The 23,073-nt window shown below is 48.1% G+C and carries 21 protein-coding genes; 14 read left to right on the forward strand and 7 right to left on the reverse strand.

Translation table 11 applies throughout. The features are described from left to right. Positions 1-11: 11 nt before the first annotated feature. Complete coding sequence (locus tag EP073_RS10865) at positions 12-1,502, reverse strand: CHAD domain-containing protein (RefSeq protein WP_128467169.1); 1,491 nt, start codon at positions 1,500-1,502, stop codon at positions 12-14. A 10-nt stretch (positions 1,503-1,512) separates the two neighbouring features. Then, a complete protein-coding gene (locus EP073_RS10870) occupies positions 1,513-1,971 on the reverse strand; it encodes a SixA phosphatase family protein (protein ID WP_164885347.1) in 459 nt (152 codons plus the stop codon). 208 nt (positions 1,972-2,179) lie between these two features. On the opposite strand from EP073_RS10870, the gene EP073_RS10875 reads away from it, so the two are divergent. The 3 genes from EP073_RS10875 to EP073_RS10885 all read left to right on the forward strand — a co-directional run bounded on the left by EP073_RS10875 (position 2,180) and on the right by EP073_RS10885 (position 5,515). Further along, positions 2,180-2,635, forward strand: a complete 456-nt coding sequence (locus EP073_RS10875) for an SRPBCC family protein (protein ID WP_128467171.1) — start codon at positions 2,180-2,182, stop codon at positions 2,633-2,635. Positions 2,636-2,699: 64 nt separating this feature from the next. Beyond that, a complete protein-coding gene (locus EP073_RS10880; protein ID WP_128467172.1) occupies positions 2,700-4,340 on the forward strand; it encodes a putative manganese-dependent inorganic diphosphatase in 1,641 nt (546 codons plus the stop codon). Between the two features lie 26 nt (positions 4,341-4,366). Further along, on the forward strand, positions 4,367-5,515 hold the full coding sequence (locus tag EP073_RS10885) for an O-antigen ligase family protein (protein WP_128467173.1): 1,149 nt from the start codon (positions 4,367-4,369) through the stop codon (positions 5,513-5,515). On the opposite strand, the gene EP073_RS10890 is transcribed toward EP073_RS10885, so the two are convergent. Further along, positions 5,496-6,569 (reverse strand): glycoside hydrolase family 3 protein, encoded by a 1,074-nt coding sequence (locus EP073_RS10890; protein ID WP_164885348.1) that lies wholly within the window; start codon positions 6,567-6,569, stop codon positions 5,496-5,498. The two genes, EP073_RS10885 and EP073_RS10890, sit on opposite strands and share 20 nt — an antisense overlap. Positions 6,570-6,713: 144 nt before the next feature. Between EP073_RS10890 and EP073_RS10895 the strand changes: the two genes are divergently transcribed. Together EP073_RS10895 and EP073_RS10900 are read left to right on the forward strand one after the other, a co-directional pair. After that, a complete protein-coding gene (locus EP073_RS10895; RefSeq protein WP_128467175.1) occupies positions 6,714-7,562 on the forward strand; it encodes a hypothetical protein in 849 nt (282 codons plus the stop codon). Beyond that, a complete protein-coding gene (locus tag EP073_RS10900) occupies positions 7,559-8,623 on the forward strand; it encodes a PorV/PorQ family protein (RefSeq protein WP_128467176.1) in 1,065 nt (354 codons plus the stop codon). Before EP073_RS10895 ends, EP073_RS10900 begins: the two co-directional genes overlap by 4 nt. Before the next feature lie 54 nt (positions 8,624-8,677). Here EP073_RS10900 and EP073_RS10905 read toward each other — a convergent pair whose 3' ends face one another. Next, positions 8,678-10,297: a sigma 54-interacting transcriptional regulator gene (locus tag EP073_RS10905; RefSeq protein WP_128467177.1), complete on the reverse strand. Its 1,620-nt coding sequence runs from the start codon at positions 10,295-10,297 to the stop codon at positions 8,678-8,680. 319 nt (positions 10,298-10,616) lie between these two features. Between EP073_RS10905 and EP073_RS10910 the strand changes: the two genes are divergently transcribed. Genes EP073_RS10910 through EP073_RS10920 form a run of 3 tightly spaced genes read left to right on the forward strand, consistent with a single transcriptional unit; the run spans position 10,617 to position 13,730 of the window. Next, positions 10,617-12,320, forward strand: a complete 1,704-nt coding sequence (locus EP073_RS10910; RefSeq protein WP_128467178.1) for an FAD-dependent oxidoreductase — start codon at positions 10,617-10,619, stop codon at positions 12,318-12,320. Positions 12,321-12,330: 10 nt separating this feature from the next. Next, entirely contained in the window at positions 12,331-12,834 is a 504-nt protein-coding gene (locus EP073_RS10915; protein WP_128467179.1) for a cytochrome c3 family protein, read from the forward strand. Between the two features lie 11 nt (positions 12,835-12,845). Beyond that, positions 12,846-13,730 carry a SphA family protein gene (locus EP073_RS10920; RefSeq protein ID WP_128467180.1) on the forward strand — a complete coding sequence of 295 codons (885 nt, stop codon included), beginning with the start codon at positions 12,846-12,848 and terminating at the stop codon, positions 13,728-13,730. A 50-nt stretch (positions 13,731-13,780) separates the two neighbouring features. Here the strand turns inward: EP073_RS10920 and EP073_RS10925 are convergent, their stop codons facing one another. Further along, on the reverse strand, positions 13,781-14,242 hold the full coding sequence (locus EP073_RS10925) for a hypothetical protein (RefSeq protein WP_128467181.1): 462 nt from the start codon (positions 14,240-14,242) through the stop codon (positions 13,781-13,783). 17 nt (positions 14,243-14,259) lie between these two features. Continuing rightward, positions 14,260-15,438: a THUMP domain-containing class I SAM-dependent RNA methyltransferase gene (locus EP073_RS10930; RefSeq protein ID WP_128467182.1), complete on the reverse strand. Its 1,179-nt coding sequence runs from the start codon at positions 15,436-15,438 to the stop codon at positions 14,260-14,262. Between the two features lie 131 nt (positions 15,439-15,569). Between EP073_RS10930 and EP073_RS10935 the strand changes: the two genes are divergently transcribed. Genes EP073_RS10935 through EP073_RS10945 form a run of 3 tightly spaced genes read left to right on the forward strand, consistent with a single transcriptional unit; the run spans position 15,570 to position 20,673 of the window. Further along, a complete protein-coding gene (locus EP073_RS10935) occupies positions 15,570-16,637 on the forward strand; it encodes a hybrid sensor histidine kinase/response regulator (protein ID WP_128467183.1) in 1,068 nt (355 codons plus the stop codon). Continuing rightward, entirely contained in the window at positions 16,616-18,670 is a 2,055-nt protein-coding gene (locus tag EP073_RS10940; RefSeq protein WP_128467184.1) for a cache domain-containing protein, read from the forward strand. Before EP073_RS10935 ends, EP073_RS10940 begins: the two co-directional genes overlap by 22 nt. Beyond that, on the forward strand, positions 18,667-20,673 hold the full coding sequence (locus EP073_RS10945; RefSeq protein WP_128467185.1) for an ATP-binding protein: 2,007 nt from the start codon (positions 18,667-18,669) through the stop codon (positions 20,671-20,673). The genes EP073_RS10940 and EP073_RS10945 overlap by 4 nt, the downstream gene beginning before the upstream one ends. Before the next feature lies 1 nt (position 20,674). Here the strand turns inward: EP073_RS10945 and EP073_RS10950 are convergent, their stop codons facing one another. After that, positions 20,675-21,100 (reverse strand): EamA family transporter, encoded by a 426-nt coding sequence (locus EP073_RS10950; RefSeq protein ID WP_164885349.1) that lies wholly within the window; start codon positions 21,098-21,100, stop codon positions 20,675-20,677. Between the two features lie 273 nt (positions 21,101-21,373). On the opposite strand from EP073_RS10950, the gene EP073_RS10955 reads away from it, so the two are divergent. The 3 genes from EP073_RS10955 to EP073_RS13835 are packed head-to-tail and all read left to right on the forward strand — an operon-like array spanning position 21,374 to position 23,071. Continuing rightward, the gene (locus EP073_RS10955) at positions 21,374-22,531 is read left to right on the forward strand and encodes a hybrid sensor histidine kinase/response regulator (protein WP_128467187.1); all 1,158 of its coding nucleotides are present in this window, start codon (positions 21,374-21,376) and stop codon (positions 22,529-22,531) included. Further along, positions 22,528-22,971 carry a response regulator transcription factor gene (locus tag EP073_RS10960; protein ID WP_128467188.1) on the forward strand — a complete coding sequence of 148 codons (444 nt, stop codon included), beginning with the start codon at positions 22,528-22,530 and terminating at the stop codon, positions 22,969-22,971. The genes EP073_RS10955 and EP073_RS10960 overlap by 4 nt, the downstream gene beginning before the upstream one ends. Next, a complete protein-coding gene (locus tag EP073_RS13835) occupies positions 22,922-23,071 on the forward strand; it encodes a hypothetical protein (RefSeq protein ID WP_164885350.1) in 150 nt (49 codons plus the stop codon). Before EP073_RS10960 ends, EP073_RS13835 begins: the two co-directional genes overlap by 50 nt. Positions 23,072-23,073 lie beyond the last annotated feature (2 nt).

Here is a 23,073-nt window from a genome sequence, read left to right on the forward strand (position 1 = left end):
TTCCCTTTATATTATTTAAGCATTTCCCTTATAAGTCCGCGTGTCTTCACGGAAACAAAATCTTCTATCAGCTCCAGACATTTATCCCGTTCCGCACTCTGGAGCTCATCCAGATAGCGGGCTAGGTAGCCGGAAGCCACTGAAAGATTCAGGGGGTTTTTTAGCTTTTTTGCCGCCTCTTCAGTATAGTATAACAGTTTTTCCCGCTGAACCTCATAATCCTGATGCGCACCAAGGGCATCCTGAAGATTTTTCAGCTTTTTGGTCACGGTATCCGCCGCCTTCTCGGGGAAAAGCGGTCTGAAAAATTCCAGAGCGTAGCGAAGCTTCTTGCAGCCGATGCGCACTCTGTGTATCTCTCCGGCGGGGCTGCCGGCGTGCAGCCGTCTGCCGCTCTTAAGTATTTTGCCGTATGCGTTTTTAATCACTTCCGCAGCGGAATCCCGAACGCAGCGTTCCCCCTGCTCAGTGTGAATCTCCCGCGTGAGAAAGTCTCTCCAATCTGATTTCAGAGATCTGTATTCCTCAGAACCGAAAAGCGCAATGAGCTTCCCCTGCTCCTTTTTCTTGGAGTTAATAAGATATTTCTCTACAGGGAGAAGCTCGTCCCGCATATCTTCCGGCAGAATTTCCCTGTATTCCCGTATCTTTTTTATATACACATCCAGATCCCGTGAAAGACTTGTCAGGGCAAACAAACCCGAAAGCCTTTCACGGAAGTGCGAGTGCTCCTCCGGCGGGAAAACACCCCTGAACATTGAAAAAGCCGATCTGCTGCGTCTCAGCGCCACTCTGTAATCATGAAGAAACTCAGGGTCTCTGCCCCTTGTGACCCCCTCCTCGTTTTGTTCCATTATATTAAGCAGCTGCAAAAGAATATCCCGCAGGACATCCCCCGTGCGGGCGTCCGGAATATTGTCCGCTTCGGCTGAAGTTTTGTATGCTCCGGGCTTCAACCCTGATTTACGCAAGGCATAAACGGGAGGCGACTTGCGGGTTTCCTTGCCCCCCTGATCCTCCAGAGCTGCCTGCACAAGCGCCGCTTCCTTTTCGTAGCCCTTCATAGGCATAAGTTCCGCAAAATAGCAGGAGAATCCGTCCGTTGAAATCTCAGTGAGCCCCAGCCGGCAGACTGTCTTGCCGTCTTCATTTATAATGCTGAAATAACCGGTTTTCAGGGCGCACTCCGCCTTAGCCTCCAGAACTCTGGGGCTGGTGCTGATCCTTACTATGTCTCTGAGCTTCCCTTCGGGTATGTCTTCGTAGGTTTCGGGTGGTAATGATATTTCTGTACTGACGGTTTTTCCGCCTCTGTAAAGTCTGAGAAGAGAGGGTGAGGAGAACAGCACACAGTCTGCCTGCCAGAGAAGCCAGTCGAAAGTATCGAGAATATGACCGGATTCCGCAGAACCCTTGATAACTTCAGAGCGAAGGCTCCAGCCTGTGAAGCCGCTTAACTCGGCAGGAGCGAAAGACGCAAGAACAAATATCTGTTTTTTCAATATCCTCTTCCTAATCTGTGAGCAGTTTCTGCTGCACAAGGTTTACAAGATGCCTGTTTTCCAGATGGCAGATGGAGCCCTTCTTAAGTACAATTTCCATGGAGCTGCCTGCCATGTAAAACGAAAGAAAGTCCGTCATATCAGGTTCATGCCCGACAAATGCCGTGGTAGTGTTTCCGGGCAGCTTCTTAACAGCCTCAAGCCAGCAGGCAATATCTGCCCCGGGGTTCAGCAGAGGCTCCCGCACAAGCTCACCCTTGGTAACCCCGCAGACTATTTCCGCAGTCTGCATTGCCCGTACTGCCTCAGATGTTACAACATGGTAAGGAGCCGGATACATGGAGAAATATCTTCGCGCGGCAAGCTCCATCCGCCTTTTCCCTTCTGCGGTCAGCGGGCGGAGCATGTCGTCCTCCTCCCATTCATGCCTTTCCTGAGCGTGAGCATGGCGGATAAAATACTGCCTCATCACATTCACCTGATTAATTCTAACATTAAATAATGACTTTCCGCCCGTTTTTTCCATAATTAAAAGAATTTCCTCTCATTTCCGCACAATTTAAGGCATTCATTTTTATTATTTTTGCCGTACTATTGATTATACATCTTAAAATAGATTAGGGTTTAATACTCTTGTGGCTAAAATGTCAGAAATTTGTCAGATAAAAGGAGATGTGTTGAAGCTTCATACTATTATCAGAAAACAGGTGCTCCCTGCGGACATAAACAAGACTTGGGATTTCTTCGGAGATCCGTCCAAACTGGCGGATATAACCCCTCCTTGGCTGGGCTTCAAGGTAAAAACCGAGCTTCCGCCGGAAACATACGCGGGGATGATTGTCCGCTACACCATAACCCCGTTTGCGGGGCTGCCCGTTCAGTGGATTACTGAAATCACGCACGCAGTGAAGCCCTGCTTTTTCGTGGACGAGCAAAGGTTCGGTCCATACAGATTCTGGCACCATCAGCACATATTCAGAGAAACGCCGGAAGGAACGGAGATGACAGATATTGTGGACTATATCCTCCCCTTCGGTTTCTTGGGAGAAATCGCCCATTCCCTGTACGTGAGGAAAAAACTGGATGAAATATTCGCTTACAGGAAAGAAAAACTGAGTACAATTTTTTACTGATGTCCTCTTGCGTTAACTGATATTCCCTGTTATCGTTCAAAATTATTCTTCAGAGGTTGTATTGATGCCCGAAATATACGTTGTGGGACACAAAAACCCCGATACTGATTCCATCGCTTCCGCATACGGATACGCAAAACTCAAAAACAGACTGGATCCCGAAAACATATACACCGCGGCGAGATGCGGAAACCTTAACAAACAGACAAGATTTATATTCGATAAATTCGGCATAACTCCCCCCGTCTTCATAAAGGATGTCTACCCTAAGGTCAGCGATGTTATGACGAGAAAGGTCATAGCAATAGACGAAAACGAGCCTGTTTTCGGCGTTATCAGAAACATTGACGAGCTCAAAATACGCATCACTCCCGTGGTTGAGGGCGGAAACGTTTTCAAAGGGGTGGTGAGTATATTCGAGCTTTCCGACTTTCTCGCCACGAAGGATGTGACCACGAAGCCAGTGTTCCATTTCAGGGCGGAAAACTTTGAGAAAGTCATCGGAGGATACAGCTATGTACGCGGCAAAAAAGAAGAGTTCAAGGCATCGGTGATGATAGGCGCCATGCCATATGACCGCTTCAAAGCCCGCATGGAAGCCCAGCAGTCAAAAGAGATTGTGCTTATAGTCGGCAAGCGCAGAGACATAATCGAATACGCGGTGAAAAGTCAGCTTCCCGCCATTATTCTCACAGGAATAAAGGATGAGAGCGATGTGGATCTTGACTTTACCGGATACGAAGGCTGGGTGTTCATCTCCGAACTGGACACGGCGGAAACCGTACGCCGTCTACAGCTCAGCATACCCACAAAGGCGGTAATGAAAACAGACATACCGTCAGTAGATGAGAACGATTATCTTGAAGAGGTTAAGGACAAGCTTCTTCAGATAGACCACAAGGGTCTGCCTGTTCTGAGGGACAACAGGCTTATAGGCATAATCACCCGCTCGGACCTGATCAAGAAAACCCAGAAAGGGCTTATCCTCATGGATCACAATGAACTTTCCCAAGCGGTGGACGGCGCTGAAACAGCCCTGATACACGAAATTGTAGACCACCACAGGCTTGGAACCATCAAAACCAAGACCCCCATCCATTTCTTCGCCAAGCCGGTGGGCAGCACATGCACCCTTGTTTACCAGCAGTACATAATAAACGGCGCCGAAGTGGACAAAGATACAGCCTGCATACTCCTTTCGGGGATCCTCTCCGACACGGTTATTCTCAAATCACCCACCACCACAGAGGAGGACAAAAGAGCTGTGAAGGCGTTATCCGAAATAGCGGGGCTCAACCATGAGGAATACGGGGTGGAAATATTCTCCGCCACTGACAGCCTCAAAACAAGAGACCCTCAGAATATAATCAACACCGACTTTAAAATATACGAGGAATACGGCGTTAAGGTCGGCATAAGTCAGGTTGAGGTTGTGACCCTTCAGGAGATGGACGAAGTTAAAGACACTCTCCTTGAGGCAATCATGAAAAGCACATCTGAAAAAGGGTTGGACTGGGGCATGCTCCTTGTCACCGACATAATAATGGAGAAGAGCATTCTTCTCACCACGGGCTTTGAGGCGGCTGAAAAAATTCTCGCTTACAACAAGTCCGAGGACAGATGCTTTGACCTGCCGGGGGTTCTCTCCAGAAAAAAACAGCTTCTGCCTGAGATACTGCGTGTGCTCGAAGAGCTGAACGGATAAAATATAGATATGTTACGGAGACATATATGAATTATATTCTTACTCTAACAGGTCTGTCACAGTCAGTTTCAATAAGCGCTTCGCAGATTATGCTGGGAGTTATGACTGTCTGGAGCTTATGGGTAATATACAAAGAAGGCGACTTATCAATATTCAGAAGCCGCATGTTTCTTCTCATTGCTGCTGTTTTTATCAGTGCGGCGCTTACTGCCGTATTTGCGCCCGATTTAGAAAATAAAATGAAATCTGTGAAAAATTTCTGGATAATGGCTTACATTCCTGTTTCCATGTTTGCTGTCACAAGCAGAGACAGTCTCAGAACAGTTACCCTCTCCGCGGTTACCGGCGGAATAATTGCCGCAGTATACGGCATCACAGAATTTTACACCTCCTACGACAGCCTCAGACATTTTAACAGAGCCGACGGTTTTTTCAGTCACCCTCTTACCTATGGCAACTCTCTCGTAATTCTCATCACTGTCTCTGTTTTCGCAGTTATCAGCAAAAATATAACAAGCAGAAAAGAAAAGCTCTTCCATCTTTCCGGTGCATCGGTGATGTTTGCCGCGCTCCTGCTTTCCGGTTCACGTGGTCCTATGCTCAGTCTGATAGTCACTGTCTGCCTAATGGTCGTTCCTCTGTTCGGGAAAAAAAGCTTAGCCATAGGAGCCGGTGTGATTTTGGTCTGCGCTGTTGCCTTGTCATTTAGTGATACACTTCAGGAAAGATACAGTGACTTCAATAAATCCGAATTCACTGACAGCACAACATCTTTCGGGACAAGAATTGTGCTTTGGGAAACATCACTGAAAATAGTCAGAGATAACCCTGTATTCGGCATCGGATACGGAAATTTCAAGAAATACGTGGACAAATATAATAATGAACCTCTTGCGTCAAAGGCGCATTCTCACAACTCTTACCTGTATCAGGCGGTCATTTACGGTTTAACAGGTCTTGCGGCTTTGCTGCTCCTGTTGGGCGGAATCGCACAGGAACTTATAAAGGCATCAAGAAAAAAAATACAGTATGCTTATCCGGTTCTTGCGGCTTTTGTAACTTTTCTTCTCTGCGGACTGACCGAATACAACTTGGGAGATTCGGAAGTGGCGATGCTGATGTGGCTTCTGGCGGGAAGCGTTATGGGGGTTATGTTTAACGGAGATTCCGCTTAAGCTCCAGAATCCTCGCGTATGAGCGCTCAATGGAGCCGATGCTTATCCGTCCGTCCTCCACTGCTTTCTTTATAATATCAGCCGCCTTATGAGGAAAATCAGGATCATTGAAAAAGAAATTGGAATAAACCAGAACATCCGCACCCGCCTGAACAGCACGGACTATGACCTCCTCAAGAGGAAAATTATCCCTCACGGCGCCCATCTGAAGATCATCAGTGAATATCACTCCGTCATACCCCATCCGCTCTCTCAGAATGCCTAGGTGCTTCTCCGACATTGTAGCCGGATAAACAGGGTCAATTTTGGCATTAAACACATGAGCCGTCATGACAGACGGAGCAAGCCCTTTCTCAATGAGCAGGCGGAACGGCTCAAGCTCTTTTTCTGTCCAAGTATCCGTAACATCAGTAAATCCCAGATGCGAATCGCTCATAGCGCTGCCGTGTCCGGGAAAATGCTTTATTGAAGCGGCAATTCCCGCCTTATTATGCGCCTTCACAAACTCTCCCGCATATACGACGGCAGTTCCGGCATCTGCTGAGAAGCTTCTGCCCAGTCTGCCGATAATCGGCGAATCGGGATTGACATTCAGATCCGCAGACGGGGCGAAGTTTACATTAAAACCCGCAGCCGCAGCTTCGGAAGCCATTTTAAAATACTGCTCAAAGGCCTGTTCCGGAGTGAGCTTAGCTGCTGTTTCCTGATGGGACAGGTATCTGCCGAACCCTTTTTCAGGAACCAGACGCTGCACCCTGCCCCCCTCCTGATCCACTGCGGTGAAGAGAACGGGTGAACCGTTTCCTGCCGCTTTTTTCAAATCATTGTTAAATCGTCTTATCTGGCGCGGGTTTTCTATATTGTATTTATAAAGCACCACACCACCGATTTTACCCTCTGCTATCTGCGTTTTAACTAAAGAAATGCCCTCAGGGGAGGTGTCTTTGACCCCGATCATGATCATCTGCCCCGTCATGACGGAAAGATCAGCGGAAAGGCACATGCCGGAAAGAGAAAAAGTGAACAAACACACGAAAAAAGCTTTAATCATCATATGCCGAATGATACTACTACGAACAAAAAACATCAACAGCGCAATTCCTGTGAATGGGTAAAATGACCTTTCATGTTAACCTGCCTTTGAATATTATCATGCTTATGGTAATATAATTTAATTCAACCAACAAAGGGGTTTAACATGAAAAAACTGGCAGTATTTCTCAGCATTCTGCTGCTCACGCTTACACTTGCGGGATGCGGCGGAACAAACCTGTTCGAGGACGCGGCAGACGACAGCAGCAGCGAAGCGAAGGAGTTTGACGCAATCAAGGCTCTGGACGACGGCGATTATGACTACGTTATCAGCTACTACACGTCAAAATCAAACCTTGATTCCAAACAACAGATTTATCTGGCTTCGGCTTACCTTGGCAAGGTCAATGTAGACTTTATCAACCTTATAGAAGTTGCGGATTCCGATCTTGACACCTTCGACATTATCGCATCGATCTTCGGCGGCGGTGAAATTCTTGCCGATACGCCCACGCCTCCCACATCAAACAGAGCGGCTTCAGCACTCTCCATCTCACAATATTTTGATGCCATAGAGCTTGCTTTCAACACACTTGACGAGAACTCCACAGACAAAGACGTCAAAACAATGAAGGGTGTTCTGGGCGCACTGGACACAGTTCTTATCATCGCCAAAACGGTTATGGACGTCAGCGGTGAGAATTCTCTTGTTCTCACTCAGGAAGGGATAACAGACGCACTCAACGGAGCTGTTGTTGATGAAGACGATGTCGTAAACAACGCCAGCGATGAAAACGACCTCGCAGAAGCCAATCTGAGAATAAACAGAAACCTCACGGCAATATCCGGCGCTGTTGATGTTTTCTCCAGCATCAAAGGCGGCGACACAAGCGACATTAAGGAAGACTTTGAAGAGTTCCTCAATGATCTGGACTATGACGGCAACGATATTTACGATGCGGGCGATATTGCAGATTACATCAACCACGTGATAGTAGGGGGGCTGGTAGGATGAAAAAATTAATTATTCTGTTAACGATACTTATACTTCCCTCGGCGCTGTTTGCGGCTTCTCTGGAGTACCCCTCCATAGTACGCTCCACAAAGGCTCTCGGTATGGGTGACGCATACTACGCAATGGGTGAGGATCAGTACACAATGTTCTACAACCCTGCGGGGCTTGCGAGAATAGACAAATCAAGGTGGAGCATTCTGAATCTTCAGATCGGCGCCAACGAGAACATTCAGGACAACAAAAACGCCTACAGCGATACAGACTGGGATGACGAAGCCGAAGTGGCTGATTTCCTCCGTGACATAATCGGTGATTATCAGAACTTCAACGGCACATTCTTCCCCGCTTATTACAGAAAGAATTTCTCTCTCGGCGTATTCGCCAGCGCTCAGGTTACGGGCATTGCCAGAAACAAAGTATTCCCCGAGCTTGATACTGACGCGGTTATCGACTACGGCGTGATCGGCGGCATTTCCCGTTCGTTCATGAACGACAGGCTCGATGTGGGCGCAAGTGTTATCCTCATGAACAGACAGAGCCTCAGTGAAACATACTCTGTCGCAGACATAGCGAGTGACGACTTTGATGAAATAATCGAAGACGACCTTGAGGAAGGAACGGGTATTCTGGCAAATGTGGGCGTTATCTATAACATCACCCCCAAGGACACCGCAAATCTCAGAGTGGGCGCCGCTGTGAACAACATAGGCACCACAGGCATGGGGGACGCGAAAGACCTTGAGACAACGCTTAATCTTTCAGTGGCTTACTCTCCCAAATTCGGTCCCATATCCACCGACTTCGCAGCGGACTTCAGAGACGTTTTTCAGGCAAATGAGCAGGACAGCGACATAGCTAAGAGAGTCAACCTCGGAGCACAGGCAAAATGGAAAGCCCTCGCACTGAGAACAGGTCTGCATCAGGGTTATTTCACCGCAGGCTTCGGCGTGGATCTGCGTTATGTAACCCTTGACTACGCTTACTATCAGGAAGAGCTCGGCGCATACGCAGGTCAGCTTGAGGACGAAAGACACGTCATCACACTGAGCTTGGGCTTTTAAAGGTATCAACACAATTTAAACACATATGCGGGGGCGGAATTTTCCGCCCCTGTTTTATTGCAGACCGTATTGCTTGAGTTTCCGGTAAAGAGTAGCCACGCCTATCCCCAGCCTGTCGGCGGCAAGCTTCCTGTTTCCCTTCACATGTACGAGTGTTTTTTCCACAGCCGCCCGCTCCATATCTTCAAGGGTGCGGAAACTAGAGTTTTCATAACCTCCGGCATCTGCGGCGTTGATCTCCGGCGGAAGGTCGGAGGCGCCGATAAGCCTTGATTCACACAAAGCGGCAGCCCTCTGGACGGCATTCTGCAATTCCCGCACATTCCCCGGCCAGTCATAATTCAGCAGAACTTCGGCTGCGGCGGGGGAAAATCCGGTGACATCGGTTTTCATCTCCGCTGAGGCCTGTTTCAGAAAAAAATGAGCGAGCGGAAGTATGTCCTCCGTCCTAGCCCTCAGAGGCGGAATATTCAGCTCTATAACCCTGAGCCTGTAGTACAGATCCTTTCTGAAACTGCCGTTCTTTATCTCGGTCTCAAGACATCTGTTTGTCGCGGAAATTATTCTGACATTTATTTTTCTGGGTTTATTTTCCCCAAGCCTGCGTATCTCCTTTTCCTGAAGAACCCGCAGCAGCTTCACCTGCATGCTCGGGGAGGTCTCCCCTATTTCATCAAGAAAGAGAGTACCGCCTTCTGCCTCCTCAAAAAGCCCCTTGTGCTCTCTGTCTGCACCGGTGAAGGCGCCCTTGGCATGGCCGAAAAGCTCGCTTTCCAGCAGAGAGTCGGTAAACGCTCCGCAGTTTACCGCGATAAACGGACAAGCCGCGCAGGAGGAACTGTTATGTATATAACGTGCCAGAACCTCCTTGCCCGCCCCGCTGTCGCCGACTATCAAAACGGGAGAGCACACTTTAGCAGTGCGCTCCGCAAGGTTGACAATATCCTGCATCTTCTTGCTGCGTATCACCATTCCTTCTACGGCATGTTTCTTAAGCTCAAGGTTCTGAAGGTGCATCTGGGTTTTTTTGAGCTTTTTCTCCGTGCTGCATATTCTGTCGGTGAGCTCGTTCATAATATCGTTTATGGAGTCCATGCCGTAAAAAGGAAGCTGCTCCTTGAGCGCATCCCCCCATTTATCGGCGAAGCGCCCCTCGATCTCACAGTACGCATCTCCTTTTCCCACGCATTTTGTTTCGATAAAGTAAACATCACGCCCGTGCTTGAACGATTCGTAGCCGCTGGCAAAGCCTGTCAGCGTCCAGCACACAGGTTCATCAGACCTGCCGAAGTGCAGGAGATGCTGCTCCGCCTCGTGGGAGCTCTTAATTATGGAATGAATAAGCGGCTCATCACCGCTTCCGTCCGTCTGCTCAATCATTGTTGTAATGAAGAGACCGAACAGGATATGCAGGTGCGCACCGCCGCTGGCACTGTTCAGTAGCTTGGGAAATTTGTTTTTCAGTATTTCCGCGGTTCGCCAGCCATGAGCGTATCCGTAGCGGGTGAGAACGTTTTTCGCTCCGTATTTGCCGAAAATCTGTATAAGTTCTTTCCGCAGCAGTCCTTTGGATATGCTGTCGTCAATCAGCACCCGCTGATTCATGAAGTAGATCACCTTGCTGTCCGGATCCACCTTTAAAAGGTCATTGATTCGCATGTTAAGAATATCCATAAAGTTTATCCTGAATGAAATAATAAAATATAAACACTGTATCATTCTTTCACAGAATAACGCAACAAAAACTTATCATCATGATAAACCGGACTATCAAATTGATAGTCAAAACATCTGCCAGTAAAAAATTATCCTTTATTACAAATATATTAAAAAACTATAAAAATATGGCACAATGTATGCTTTAGAAAATACGGATTCATTAACCCATGAAACGCCTTTAGTGCAGCGGCAAATACCAATATGGGCAAATTTAATTTTTATTAAACGTGAGGGGAAAAATATTTTCCCGGAAATCACATATAAGGAGAGTCAAATGGACGAAAAAACAAAATTATCCAGACGTAGTTTCCTCAAAACAGGTCTCACCGGAGCGGCAGTGGCGGCAACCGCCGTCAGCTTCCCCGCTGCGGCTGCGGCAGCGGACGCACCTGCGGGGCATCCTCTTCCCAATGAATGCACGCAGTGGAGCTGGGAAAAACCGGTAAAACCCATTCCTGACAAACAGATCAGCAATACTGTCACCTCTGATGTCGTAGTAATAGGCGCAGGACTTTCAGGCATAGCCGCGGCACTTTCCGCTGCCGAATTCGGCGCAAAGGTTCAGCTTGTGGAAAAAAACAGCACATGGGCAGCCAGAGGCGGACACATAACCGCATTTGACAGCAAGGTTCAGAAGCGCATGGGCATAAAAAACGACTACAGACAGATAATACGTGACTGGATCGCATGGGCTCAGGGACGTGTGGATGAAAGGCTCCTCTGGAACTTCGCCGAAAAAAGCGGAGCGTGCATGGACTGGGCTGTCGCAATAGGCGAAAAACACGGACTGAAAGTCACCATGTGGGAGGGCTACTACAAGGGACCGGACTATACAGAATATCCGGTGACCCACTTCTTTCATGAAGAAAATGCTGATCTTTCATATGTTTACGGCAACTCAACAGGTATAGGGAATGTCACTCTCGTACCCGCTCTTGAAAAAGAAGCAAAATCAAAAGGAGTTGTCTTCAACTACGGTACACCCGCAGTACAGATACTTAAAGACGCAAAAGGAAAGGTTACCGGACTCATAGCAGGCAAACCGGGCAAATACACCAAGTTCCTCACATCCAACGTTATCATCGCCACAGGAGATTACGCCTCGAACAATGAGATGAAAAAATGCTTCTCTCCTTTCTCCCTTAAAGCCGACGCACAGATATATTTCCCAAATAAATGCAACACGGGCGACGGTCTGATAATGGCTATGCAGGCGGGCGGCTCAATGCAGAGACATGAACCCCACGCGGCGGTCATTCACCTTGAAGCGGGCGCTGCCAGCTACGGTTTTCTTCATGTAAACGCTGAAGGGAAACGCTTCAAAAACGAGGATGTCAACACCCAATCCAAAAGCTGCACCAAAGAGCTTGAGCCCGAAGGAATAGCGTGGACAATCTACGACAGAGACGGTCTCAATCAGGTTAAAAAACAGGTTGACGCAAATCTCGGCGGCGGTCTTTTCTACGGTCAGATGTGGCAGCCGTGGGGTAAGGGCTTCAACCTTGAAGTTGAAAAAATGACGCAGGAAGCGCACATCAAGGACGGAAAAGTTCTTGTGGCAAACACCATTGAAGAACTGGCGCGCAAAATGAACGTGCCCGTTGACAGCTTTGTTCAGACAGTAAAACGCTACAACGAGCTTTACGCAATGCAGGACGACCCCGATTACGGCAAAAGAAAAGAGCTGCTCACACCCATCGCCAACGCACCTTTTTACGCAGGCAAACTTGCCAGTACGCTTCTTACCATGTGCGGCGGTCTCAGAACGGACAGCAGACTCTTCGTGCTTGACGCCAAAGGCGAACCCATTCAGGGGCTTTATGTTGTCGGGGCTGCTCAGGGCGAGTTCTTCGCAAACGACTACCCCACAATCTGCCCGGGTATAGGTCACGGAAGATGCCTCACCTTCGGCAGAATGGCAGGGATAAAAGCCGCCGGAAAAGACCCGTACAAAGTTATACCCTCAATAAAAATCTGAAGGATATAAGATGCTGAAACGGAAGCTGTTTTTTCCTCCATTAATGCTGCTCCCGCTTCTTTTCGCAGCGGGGCTTGCCTCCGCGGAGGCAGGCTCCGCATGCGGGGATAAATGTCACATCATAAAACCCTACGCGGAAGGGGCGAAGGATGAGAAGCTCCTTGTGAGCAGACATTTTCAGGCAGGGATAGGATGTACGGAATGCCACGAATACACTGATGAAATCCGCAGAAACGAAGAGGATATGTACGCCAAGGGCGAATACGAAGAACCCATGTACACCCGTGAATATGAACCGGAATTCTGCTTCAGGTGCCACGAAAGCTATGATGCCCTGCGAAAGCTCACAGAAGGGCTGAAAGAGCAGTGGGGGCGCAATCCTCATGAATCCCACATGGGTGAGATAGGATGTTATGAGTGCCACAAGGTGCATCAGCCGTCAAAGTTCGTATGCGCCGAATGCCACCATGCAAACTGGAGTGAAAGACTTCCCAAAGGCTGGAAAACCGAATAAAGGAGAACCATATGCTGAAAAAGCTGACTTTTATTGTATTACTGCTCACATTTACAGGACTCTCCCACGCTCAGGACTATTCCCTCGGCTCCGAAGGGATAAAAGCGGGAACCGCTCCCGGACCGGGATTTTATTATCTGATGTACAACAACTACTATACATCCGATAAATCAATGGATAAAGACGGCGACGAAAATGACATAGGCTTCGATCTTTCAACCTTCGCCAACGTCCACAGGTTTGTTTACGTAACCGATAAGAAAATTCTCGGCGCCTACTACGGCATGAACATCATCATTCCGCTGGTTTATGCTGATCTCAGTATTGACGCGGCAGGAGTGGATAAAGACGATACGGCAGTCGGCGACATTGTCGTGGAACCAATGTTTTTATCATGGCGCAAGGAACGTTATGAAGCGGTACTGGGAACAGCGCTGATTGTTCCCACGGGAAGCTATGATAAGGATCACGCCCTGAACATAGGCAAGGATCACTACACTTTCATGCTTACGCTGGGCGGAACATACTATCCCGAACCGGACAGAGAATGGTCACTGTCGGTACTGACCCGTTACGAGAAGCACTTTGAGAACCAAGACACGGACGTAACCTACGGTGACGACATAGACTTTGAATGGGGAGTAGCGAAGGCTGTTACCAAGAAAATAGAAGTCGGACTCGTCGGTTATGCACACTGGCAGATAACCGATGACAAGGGAAGCGACGTGACATGGGAGAGAAGCACCCATGACAGAGTTTACGGAATAGGACCCGAGGTGGATATATTCTCCGAAACACTCGGAGCAGTCTTCAAATGCAAACTCTACAAGGAGTTTGAGGCAAGAGACACAAACGAGGGAACATCCGCGTGGCTCACAATCGTTAAACCGTTATAAACAGTTTATATCACAAAAGAGTGGGCGGAAAATTCCGCCCACTCTTTTTATCAAAGGCACTTTTTATCTATGAACGTCACAGCCTCATCGACTATGCTTTTGAGAACATCTTCCTTTGTGCCTCTCTTAAGATCCCGCATTATGTAGGTTTCCCTGAGCAGCGCACCCTTGCCGCTGAAAATCCTCACACTCACCTCAACATTACCCGTGCCGGAGTTCACGAGACTGTCGGTAAAAACCGGATCCGAATACTCAACAAGAACAATACGGACAATAAGATCGCTCTTCTCCCCCTCAAAGCCTTCCTTAACCTGAAGCTTCTTGAATCTTCCCGTGATTTCATCCGTGAGCTTTTTCTGGAAGTTTTTACCGAAATCAACACCGGCACCCTGAGAGGTGCTGTAATCCGCGGGCATTATGAGAACATTTTTAGCCACCTTACACTCCTTCGGAGTGAGGCACGCACTGAGAAAAACTGCGCAGAAAGCGCAGAGTAAAACTTTTTTAATCATTGTTTCTGCTCCTTAAACTATGCTTCGTCTTTATCCTGATATTTCTTGGTTCCTTTGTAAAGTTCATATTCAAGCAGGCGGCACTCAATTTTAGAGTTGAAAAACAAAGTCTTTGAAGATGTACGAAGACCCACATGCTTCGCCAGATTCATATTCCCTGTGAATATGTAGCCCCTATAGCCCTGACACTTAGCTTTAAAAAAGTCTCCTATACCGCCGTAAACTGACTCAAGCTGATTTTCGTCCCCAAGTCTTCTGCCGTATTCGGGGTTGAGAATCACCACTCCGCCCCCTTCGGGCACTGCGCAGTCACGGAAATCGCAGAGCTGATAGTCCAGATACTCCTCCACTCCGGCGTATCCGGCGTTCTCTTCCACTGCTTTCAGGCATCTTTCATCATGGTCGGAGACGATAACTCTTCCCTTGATCTCCTTTTTGACCACACGGAGGGCATCATTGCGCATGTCGCTCCAGTCTTTTTTACTGAAGCCTGTTATGTGCATGAAGCCGAAATTGCGTCTTATTATTCCGCCCGCCATATTCAGTGCGCTCATAAGCGCTTCAACAGCCAAAGTTCCGCTGCCGCACATAGGGTTGATGAAGCTGTCTGTCCCTTTCCATGCGGTTTTCATGATGACCGCCGCAGCCAGAGTCTCCGTCATGGGCGCCATCATCGGGTTGTACCTGTAGCCTCTCTTTGAGAGAGCCTCGCCGGATGTGTCTATGTACAGCGCGCATTCATCCTCTCTCCAGTGAAGAAAGAGAACGGCGGCGTTAAGTTCAGGACCAGTGTTCGGTCTTTTGCCGAGTTTTGCCGTCATTCTGTCGGCGATTGCGTCCTTACAGCGGAGATTGGCGAATCTCGTATCCTTAATGTTTTCATTCAGAACCGAGGAGGTTATGCTGAAATAGCCTTCAACATCCAGCATGTCCTCCCACGGGAGCTTCTTAACCTCTTTGTAGAGTTCGTCCGGTCCTGCCGCGCGGAAGCGGGCAAGCTGGAAAAGAACACGGCTGCCTGTCCTCAGCATGAGGTTAAGGCGCATTGCGTCCTTCATGGAGCCTTCGATTTCAAGCCCTGCGGTAAATTCGTTTATTATGCCGTAGCCCAGAGCCTCAAGCTCTTCCTGCAAAAAGGGGTTTATTCCCTTTGCGCAGGTTACTACTATTCTGCTTCTGCTGCGGAATGCGTACATACTTATAACACCTGTGAAACAAAAAACGGATAATAGCATCCTAAAAAGCTATAAACAAGAACAACCCGCAATGCAGCCTTGAAGTGAAGCAAAAACAGCTTTATTATTAGCAGAACCCTGCGGAGGCTTTTATGGAATCCGAACACCGAATCCTCATTGTAGACGACGACCCCGTGAACCTTGATATTATGCTGGAGATACTCGCGTCCGAATATTCCTGCGCCGCTGCCTCCACGGGCGAGGATGCGCTGAAAACCGAAAAAGCGTTCAGACCGGACATTATACTGCTTGATATAATGATGCCCGGCATGGACGGCTACGAGGTTTGCCGCAGGATACGCGCAGGGGAGACACACAGATTCACAAAAATCATACTCGTCTCCGGCAAATCCATGACGGAGGATCGTCTGAAAGGCTATGAAGTCGGAGCGGACGACTATATAACAAAACCCTTCAATGATGACGAGCTGCTGGCAAAAATAAAAGTGTTCCTCAAGCTGAAGAGACTGGAAGAGGTGGACTCGGTAAAGCGGGATATAATCAACATCTTCTCCCATGAAACAAGAACACCCCTTTCCGCCATTGTGGGACCTGCGGAAATGCTGCTGGAGAATGAGCATCTGGACAGGGAAAGTAGGGAGCTTGCGGAACTGATTCTTCAGGGGGCAAAACAGATAGCGGATCTGGTGCATAAAACCACTATGCTTTGCAGGCTGAAATCAGGCTTCAAGCTCAGGATGACGGACTTTCAGGCATCCGAATGTCTGAATGAGGCTCTGCGGAAGAAACAGCGGGAAGCAGCGGCGAAAAACATAACAATAAAAACAGATATAATTTCAGACAGCATGATCACGGGCGACCGTGAAGCGCTCACGGAAGCACTCACTATGCTTATGGAAAACGCTGTGATTTACTCACGGGACAACTCGGAAATATCCGTCAGAATTCTCTACGAGCAGGGTACGGCTGTTTTTTCCGTGGAGGACTGCGGCGAGGGTCTGGATGATGAAACCAAAAGCACGATCTTCGGTGATTTCAGCATAACAGGCAGCCGCAGGCATATCAAAGGAATGGGCATTGGTCTCAGCATAGTGAAGCACATAGCCGAAATGCACGGAGGCGGAGCGGAAGCCCTTGATTCAGAGTGCGGGGGAGCAGTTTTCAGGCTCTCTGTTCCGTGCAAAGGCGGACGGCTATAAAACATACCGGACAATACGGCAGCTTTCTTGTTCTTTTCCTTTTTCTGGCGGCTGCGGGCACGCTGCTTTTCTTTGCGGACGACCTGACCCGCTCCCCGCTTGAGATGCGCAATAAAAAAGATTCCCTCACCGCAATGGCATCAAGAGAGCTCGGGCAGGAGCTCGATAACGCCCTCAACAGAATAGCTTATGTACGGAAAAAGGAAGAAGCTGAAATAAATGAGAAGCTGAAAAACCGCGCGGACACGGCAAAAAAATTTATCATTAGAATGACGGAAACAAGGGGAAAAGCTCAGGGTCTGAAAACTGCCGTAGACGTGCTTTCGGCGCAGAACAGACAGTATGGCAGGTACAGGCTGTATGTGCTCAGTCTGGATGGAAAAGCATATATCTTTCCGGCGGACAGGCAGTATGAGGGCTTATCTTTTTATGGTTTCGGAGCGGATAAAGGCAAAAACATATTCACGGACATTACGGAAGACACCTCCAAATATGAGGGGCGTTTCATTTCATACAGTCTTGATTCGCAAGCAGGCGGGACGCAAAGAAGAAAGCTGGCATACTTCACCTCGGACAGCCGTACAAACATAGCGGTAATTGCCGAGGCTGATCATGCAGAAGCTGAAAAGCTTGTCAAAAAAAAGGTTCTGGATGATCTCTCCAAGCTGTACATGCTTTACCCCGCCTACGGAAGAATAAATATATTTGAATCAGAAGCGGCTTCCGGCGGCAAGCTGAAAACTCTTCTCAGTGAAGAGCTGGAAAACACCCCTGAGAATGATTCGGAAAAAAGCACTGAGTTTTCACCTCTGATAAACGGAAAAACAGACAGCTTTCTCCATATAAGAAGAGATCCGGTCTTCGGCAAATATTTTGAAGTGATCACCCGCACAGCGAAGTATCCGGAGTGGAACTGGCACTTAACCAAGAGTCATTTTTTTGAATATGAAAACATCTACGGAAATGTGGTTTCTCAGGTACGCACCTATGCCGGACAGGACATTTTCGGCGGCTATTTCATGGCAGCCGTATATGCGGTTATGGTGTTTTTCACTGTTTTTATACTCACCAGAAACAGAGTGCTCGCCGTCTCGGCGCTGAGACCTGCCGAAGAAAAGCTCGGCAGACTCAGAGAAATGAACTTCAGGCTGATAGAAAAGATAAAGGAGCACACCGAAAAAGAGAACAGACTCAATGATGTCAAACTGGAACTGGAAGAAAAGCTCGCCCTCAAAACAAAAGAATATAAAAAAATGAACGAGATGCTCATAGCCGAAAACATGGAGAGAACTCAGCAGGATCAGATTCTCCGCGCTGAGAAGGAGAAGGCGGAAGCGGCAAATATAATGAAGCGGGAGTTCCTGACCAATACATCGGAAAAGCTCAATACCATGGTCACAGATCTTAAAACATTCTCGGAAACTGGCAGTGAAAGCTTTGAAAGCATGACAGCGGAAGAGATCAACGGACTCTTCGGAAAAATTCACGCCAAAGGCGGGGAGCTGATGAGCTTTCTCGGTCTCATTATAGATCTTTCCAAGCTTGAGGCAGGCAAAACAGAGGACAAAATATCACCTCTTGATTTCAGGGAACTTTTCGCAAGACTCAGCTATGAAACCATGCCACTTTTCTCCGCAACGGAAAGCAGTCTCAGTGCGGAGTTTTCCGCCGAAAATATACGTATTTTCACCCGATGCCGCCACGCCGAGCTGGCGTTTCTGCATCTTCTCACACATGCCGCAAAAAACTGCGGAAAAAACAGTATGCTTTTCCTGCGCTGTTTCCCTACAAAATCGCTTCGTTCCGGTGTTCTGGTCAACTCGGCGACTGTGGAGATCGGTCATCTCACGGGCTTTAATGAGCTGAAAGAGCACAGCACATTCAGCCTGCCGTCAGGCTCTGACAGCGCATCGATAAACATCAGCATATTCAACGAAGCCCTGAAACGCTGCGGCGGAACCTTTTTCACAACTGAAACAGATAAAGGAAGCCTTTTCTCGGTTGTTATACCGGACCTGAGTGAACAGCAATGAGGAAACACGACATAATCTCCGCTATAGAGAAAAACTTCGCCATGCTCGCCGCAGTGCTTCTCACAGGGATACTTTTTGCCGAAGCGGCGCTCCTGTCGGTCTATTCAGGAACTTATACCGCCAAAAAGGAAGCGGCGGTAAGGCTGGCTGCCGAAAACAGGAGAATGGGGATAGAGCATCTTCTTGAACAGCTTGAGGCGGAGATCGATTTTGTAATCAGACAGGACAGTGAAGAATCGCTCCAAGCTGCGCGGCGCAGGGTCGAGTCCTTTGCGGACGCAGTCGCCGGAACAAGGAAAACATCAGGCAGCGAGGATGATTCCGCTCTTTTTGAGTATTTGAAAACAGCGAATATATCTTCGGGCGGAGAATACATATATGTCCTTAACAGCGACAGAAAGCTGATCGAGCACCCGCTGAAACACAGACTGAAGAGGGTAATCCACAGTGACGGAGTAGAAAAGCTGAGAAAGACCATGACGGAAATGCCCCCGGAAAGCTCCGCTGCTGTCTCGTACAGAATTTTTACGGCGGACGGAGCGCTCAGGGAAAAGACAGCTTATATAAAAAAAACTGCTCCTGACGGAATGATAATTGGCTCCGGCTTCTGCAATGACAAAAGCAGGGAAAAAATACAGAATTACATAATTTCACAGCTTGCCGGTTTAAGGGAAAACGACAATACCATAGGCTACTTCGCAGTCATAGAAAAAAACGGAAATATACTGAAAGCACTTCACACGGAAGGAGATATACGTACCGACAGCGGCTATCTGCAAAAGCTTGCTTCCCGACTCGGAGACGCGAAAAACTCATTCTTTTATGAAATATCTGATGACGGAGGAATCAAAAAGCTGCGAATGACCGCATTGCGGAATATACCCGCATGGAATTGGGTAGTGGCCGCCGGACTGGACGAGCCGGCTGCGGAAGCCGCTGAAAAATCCGTTATCAGGGATTTGAGACTCAGATTCTGCGCGTATGCGGCGGTCTCCGCTCTGGCTGCGCTGCTCCTCATGTTCATTACATTATCGATAACAGGCAGAAGGAAAAGGCTCATGCTTGAGGCGGTGGAGAATGCCTGCAAAAAAGCGGAGGAAAGAACGGAGGAGCTCCGGCAGCTTGGCAGAAGGCTCACTTCGGAGCACATGTCCGTTATAGGCACGGAAAGAAGGCTTAAGGAAATTAAGGAGAACCTTGAAAAAACAGTTGAGGACAGAGTAAGGGATCTGAAGGATATAAGCGTCCACCTGCGCAAGGAAAACATGAAAATAATCAAGGTGAATGAGGAGCTTATCGCCGCAAGGAAAAAAGCAAACGAAGCGAGCATGGTAAAAACGGAGTTTCTGGCGAATATGTCCCACGAGATAAGGACGCCCATACACGCCATACTCAGCTATTCCTCCTTCGGGCTGAAAAAATTTGAAAACATAAAAGATATAAGACAAAAGCACTACTTCGGCAAAATATCGGAAAGCGCTGACCGCCTTCTCTCCTTCATCAACGATCTTATTGACCTTTCCGATCTGGAATCAGGGAGAATGAAATACAAAATATCCGGATGTCAGGTTACCGGACTGTTGAGAACGGCAGTCAAAGAGCTTGAGAGGATTCTGCTTGAAAAGAAAATAACCGTCATAGTCCCCGACAGCGAAGCGGTTATCTGCGGTGATGCGGCAAAACTGAGACAGGTTTTTCTGAATATATACTCAAACGCGGCAAAATTCAGCCCGCCGGACAGCCTGATCAAAACCGAAATAATACCGGAAAACTCGTTCCTGAAAATAGTCATCACCGACTTCGGACCCGGTGTTGACGAATCGGAGAAGCTCCTTATTTTCGAGAAGTTCACCCAGTCCTCAAAAACCAAGACAGGCGCCGGCGGCATAGGCTTAGGTCTTGCCATATGCAGGGAGATAGTGACCGACCACGGCGGCAGAATCTATGTTACGGACAATCCCGAAGGCGGAAGCCGCTTCACAGTGGAGCTCCCGCTGTTCTGATTTATCTGTAGTTGATAAGGATAAGACCGGCAATACAGAGGGCTATGCCCAGAGCGCTTTTGAGCGTAAGCGTATCACTGAAGAAGAGATAGCCCACAGGAATCAGACACAGTCCCACCATAACGCTGACAACTATGCCCGCTATATTAATGTTCCACCCTGCCCTGTATACAAGAAGAAAACCCAGCTCAAGCCCCACAATGGAGATCCCCAGAACGGCGCTCGGCAGGTTAAGCCTGCTTATCTCCTCCGTCAGCGTTCCTTTAAAGGGGAAGAAAGGAATGAGAAACAGTGAAGCCGCTGCCGCTGTGATATAAGTAAACACAAGAGATACCGCCGGATTTGCGTTGGCGGAGATCGTCTTTTGGCTGATGTGATAGAAAACGTTGGAAAAAACGGCGAGAAAAATTCCGAACCAGTATATCATCCCTTGACCCTCATATTTCTGAATGCAGAAAACTATCATTCAAAAGGAACAAATCTTCAAGAAGAATTGTATTCTCCCGAAAAAAATGACAACTTTTTCCTTGTTTAATGTTATCTTAGGATAATTGTAAAACAACGCCGCATTTAACAAAGACGCGCTCTGAAACGGATTTCATGTTGTATATCAGAGGTTATTCGTGTTATTAATAAAATATATCCGATATACAGGCGGATTGATTAATCTTATGACTTTTATATAAATCGGGGACACTCAATGAACGGAAACAGCAGGATTCTGATTGTAGACGATTCTGAAACATCACTGAACATTCTTGAACGCATACTTAAATCATGCGGCTATGAAAACATACAGAAAGCCTCCGGAGCGTGGGAAGGGATAGAACTCCTTGACGATGCCGAAACACAAAAGGAAAAGCTGCCGGATCTTATCCTCATGGACATAGTCATGCCTCAGATGAACGGCATAGAGGCGGTGCAGAGGCTGAAGACCCATCCCGTGTACGAGCATATTCCGATCATCATGATTTCCGTGAAAAACGATACCCAGACACTTTCAGATGCTTTTGAGGCGGGCGCGGCGGACTTCATACTCAAGCCTGTGTCAAAGCCCGTGCTCAAGGCAAGGGTGGACGCCATAATCAAGCTTAAGCTGGAAACCGACAAACGAAAGCAGCAGGAGGAGGAGCTTAAAAACCTCAATCGCCGTCTGGAGGAGCTGAATCAGGTTAAAAACCGCTTCCTCGGCACTGCGGCGCACGATCTCAGAGGACCCCTCGCCTCCATACGCGGGTTCGCCGAAATGCTCACAGACGAGCTTAACGGAGCCCTCAGCGAAGATCAGGCGGAGATGCTCAGCATGATCCATGAAACCAGCCACGGAATGCTCTCACTGGTGAATGATCTTCTTGATTACGCGGTCATAGAAAGCGGCAGGCTCTCCCTGCTGAAGCAGGAGGGCGACCTGAAAAAAATAATAGACAGACGCCTCAACGTCAACGAGCCCACCGCCGCCAAAAAAAATATCAGAATAAGAAGGGAGCTTGAGGACGTAGGTATTGCATCGGTTGATAAAAACAGGATAGATCAGGTTCTGGACAACCTTTTGGGCAACGCCGTAAAATTTTCACCGCAAAATACCGAAGTTACGGTTAAACTATATAAAGACAGAACAGGCATCGCCTTAACTGTGGCGGATCAGGGTGTCGGCATAAGCGAGGAGGACATTCCGAAGCTTTTCGGCGAATACTGCACTGTGAGCAGCAAACCGACCGACGGGGAAAAATCAACAGGACTGGGGCTTTTCATCATTAAAAGCATTGTGTACGCCCACCACGGAAGCTTCAGCGTAAAAAGCAAAAAAGGCGAAGGGACGGAAATAACCGTCAGGCTGCCCGCGGAGACAAACCTATGAGTGTAGCACCGAGAGTGATTATTGCGGATGACGAAGCCCATATTCGTCTTATAATGAAAAAGGTTATCCAGAGCATCAACTGCGAGCTGGTGGGCGAGGCGCAGAACGGATTTGAGGCTGTCGAGCTGTGCAGGCAGTTCAAGGTGGACATAGTGCTCCTTGACATCAATATGCCCAAGCAAACCGGAACCGAATCCATAAAATTCATAAAAGAGCTTCAGCCGAACTCCCTCATCATCATGCTCACATCTGTAGCGGATGTGGAAACTGTTGACGAGTGCCTGAAATACGGCGCATACAATTACATAAGAAAAGACACTCCCATAAAGGAAATAAGGCAGATAATCGTTGAATCATGGAACTCTTTCCTGACAGCAAGGAGAAACAAAAATGAGGATAAGGTACAACCTGAGGGAAATCCTTCTGGAGATCAAAACTGACGAAGAGTTTGAAAAAATGACTCAGCGCAAGCTCACGCAGGACGGCATACAGAGGCTGATCACCAGCAAAGACAAAATTAAGCTGAAAAAAGGTGAATAGCC

The organism is Geovibrio thiophilus (assembly GCF_004087915.1).
In the GTDB taxonomy this organism is placed as follows: domain Bacteria; phylum Chrysiogenota; class Deferribacteres; order Deferribacterales; family Geovibrionaceae; genus Geovibrio; species Geovibrio thiophilus.

What these genes read in the sequence shown, in the direction of transcription:
- EP073_RS10895 (WP_128467175.1), top strand. Translation starts at nt 6,714, where the DNA reads ATGAAAAAACTGGCAGTATTTCTCAGCATTCTGCTGCTCACGCTTACA.
- EP073_RS10910 (WP_128467178.1), top strand. Translation starts at nt 10,617, where the DNA reads ATGGACGAAAAAACAAAATTATCCAGACGTAGTTTCCTCAAAACAGGT.
- EP073_RS10885 (WP_128467173.1), top strand. Translation starts at nt 4,367, where the DNA reads ATGAATTATATTCTTACTCTAACAGGTCTGTCACAGTCAGTTTCAATA.
- EP073_RS10960 (WP_128467188.1), top strand. Translation starts at nt 22,528, where the DNA reads ATGAGTGTAGCACCGAGAGTGATTATTGCGGATGACGAAGCCCATATT.
- EP073_RS10925 (WP_128467181.1), bottom strand. Translation starts at nt 14,242, where the DNA reads ATGATTAAAAAAGTTTTACTCTGCGCTTTCTGCGCAGTTTTTCTCAGT.
- EP073_RS10905 (WP_128467177.1), bottom strand. Translation starts at nt 10,297, where the DNA reads ATGGATATTCTTAACATGCGAATCAATGACCTTTTAAAGGTGGATCCG.
- EP073_RS10955 (WP_128467187.1), top strand. Translation starts at nt 21,374, where the DNA reads ATGAACGGAAACAGCAGGATTCTGATTGTAGACGATTCTGAAACATCA.
- EP073_RS10915 (WP_128467179.1), top strand. Translation starts at nt 12,331, where the DNA reads ATGCTGAAACGGAAGCTGTTTTTTCCTCCATTAATGCTGCTCCCGCTT.
- EP073_RS10935 (WP_128467183.1), top strand. Translation starts at nt 15,570, where the DNA reads ATGGAATCCGAACACCGAATCCTCATTGTAGACGACGACCCCGTGAAC.
- EP073_RS10945 (WP_128467185.1), top strand. Translation starts at nt 18,667, where the DNA reads ATGAGGAAACACGACATAATCTCCGCTATAGAGAAAAACTTCGCCATG.
- EP073_RS10930 (WP_128467182.1), bottom strand. Translation starts at nt 15,438, where the DNA reads ATGTACGCATTCCGCAGCAGAAGCAGAATAGTAGTAACCTGCGCAAAG.
- EP073_RS10880 (WP_128467172.1), top strand. Translation starts at nt 2,700, where the DNA reads ATGCCCGAAATATACGTTGTGGGACACAAAAACCCCGATACTGATTCC.
- EP073_RS13835 (WP_164885350.1), top strand. Translation starts at nt 22,922, where the DNA reads ATGAGGATAAGGTACAACCTGAGGGAAATCCTTCTGGAGATCAAAACT.
- EP073_RS10900 (WP_128467176.1), top strand. Translation starts at nt 7,559, where the DNA reads ATGAAAAAATTAATTATTCTGTTAACGATACTTATACTTCCCTCGGCG.
- EP073_RS10870 (WP_164885347.1), bottom strand. Translation starts at nt 1,971, where the DNA reads ATGAGGCAGTATTTTATCCGCCATGCTCACGCTCAGGAAAGGCATGAA.
- EP073_RS10950 (WP_164885349.1), bottom strand. Translation starts at nt 21,100, where the DNA reads ATGATATACTGGTTCGGAATTTTTCTCGCCGTTTTTTCCAACGTTTTC.
- EP073_RS10920 (WP_128467180.1), top strand. Translation starts at nt 12,846, where the DNA reads ATGCTGAAAAAGCTGACTTTTATTGTATTACTGCTCACATTTACAGGA.
- EP073_RS10890 (WP_164885348.1), bottom strand. Translation starts at nt 6,569, where the DNA reads ATGATGATTAAAGCTTTTTTCGTGTGTTTGTTCACTTTTTCTCTTTCC.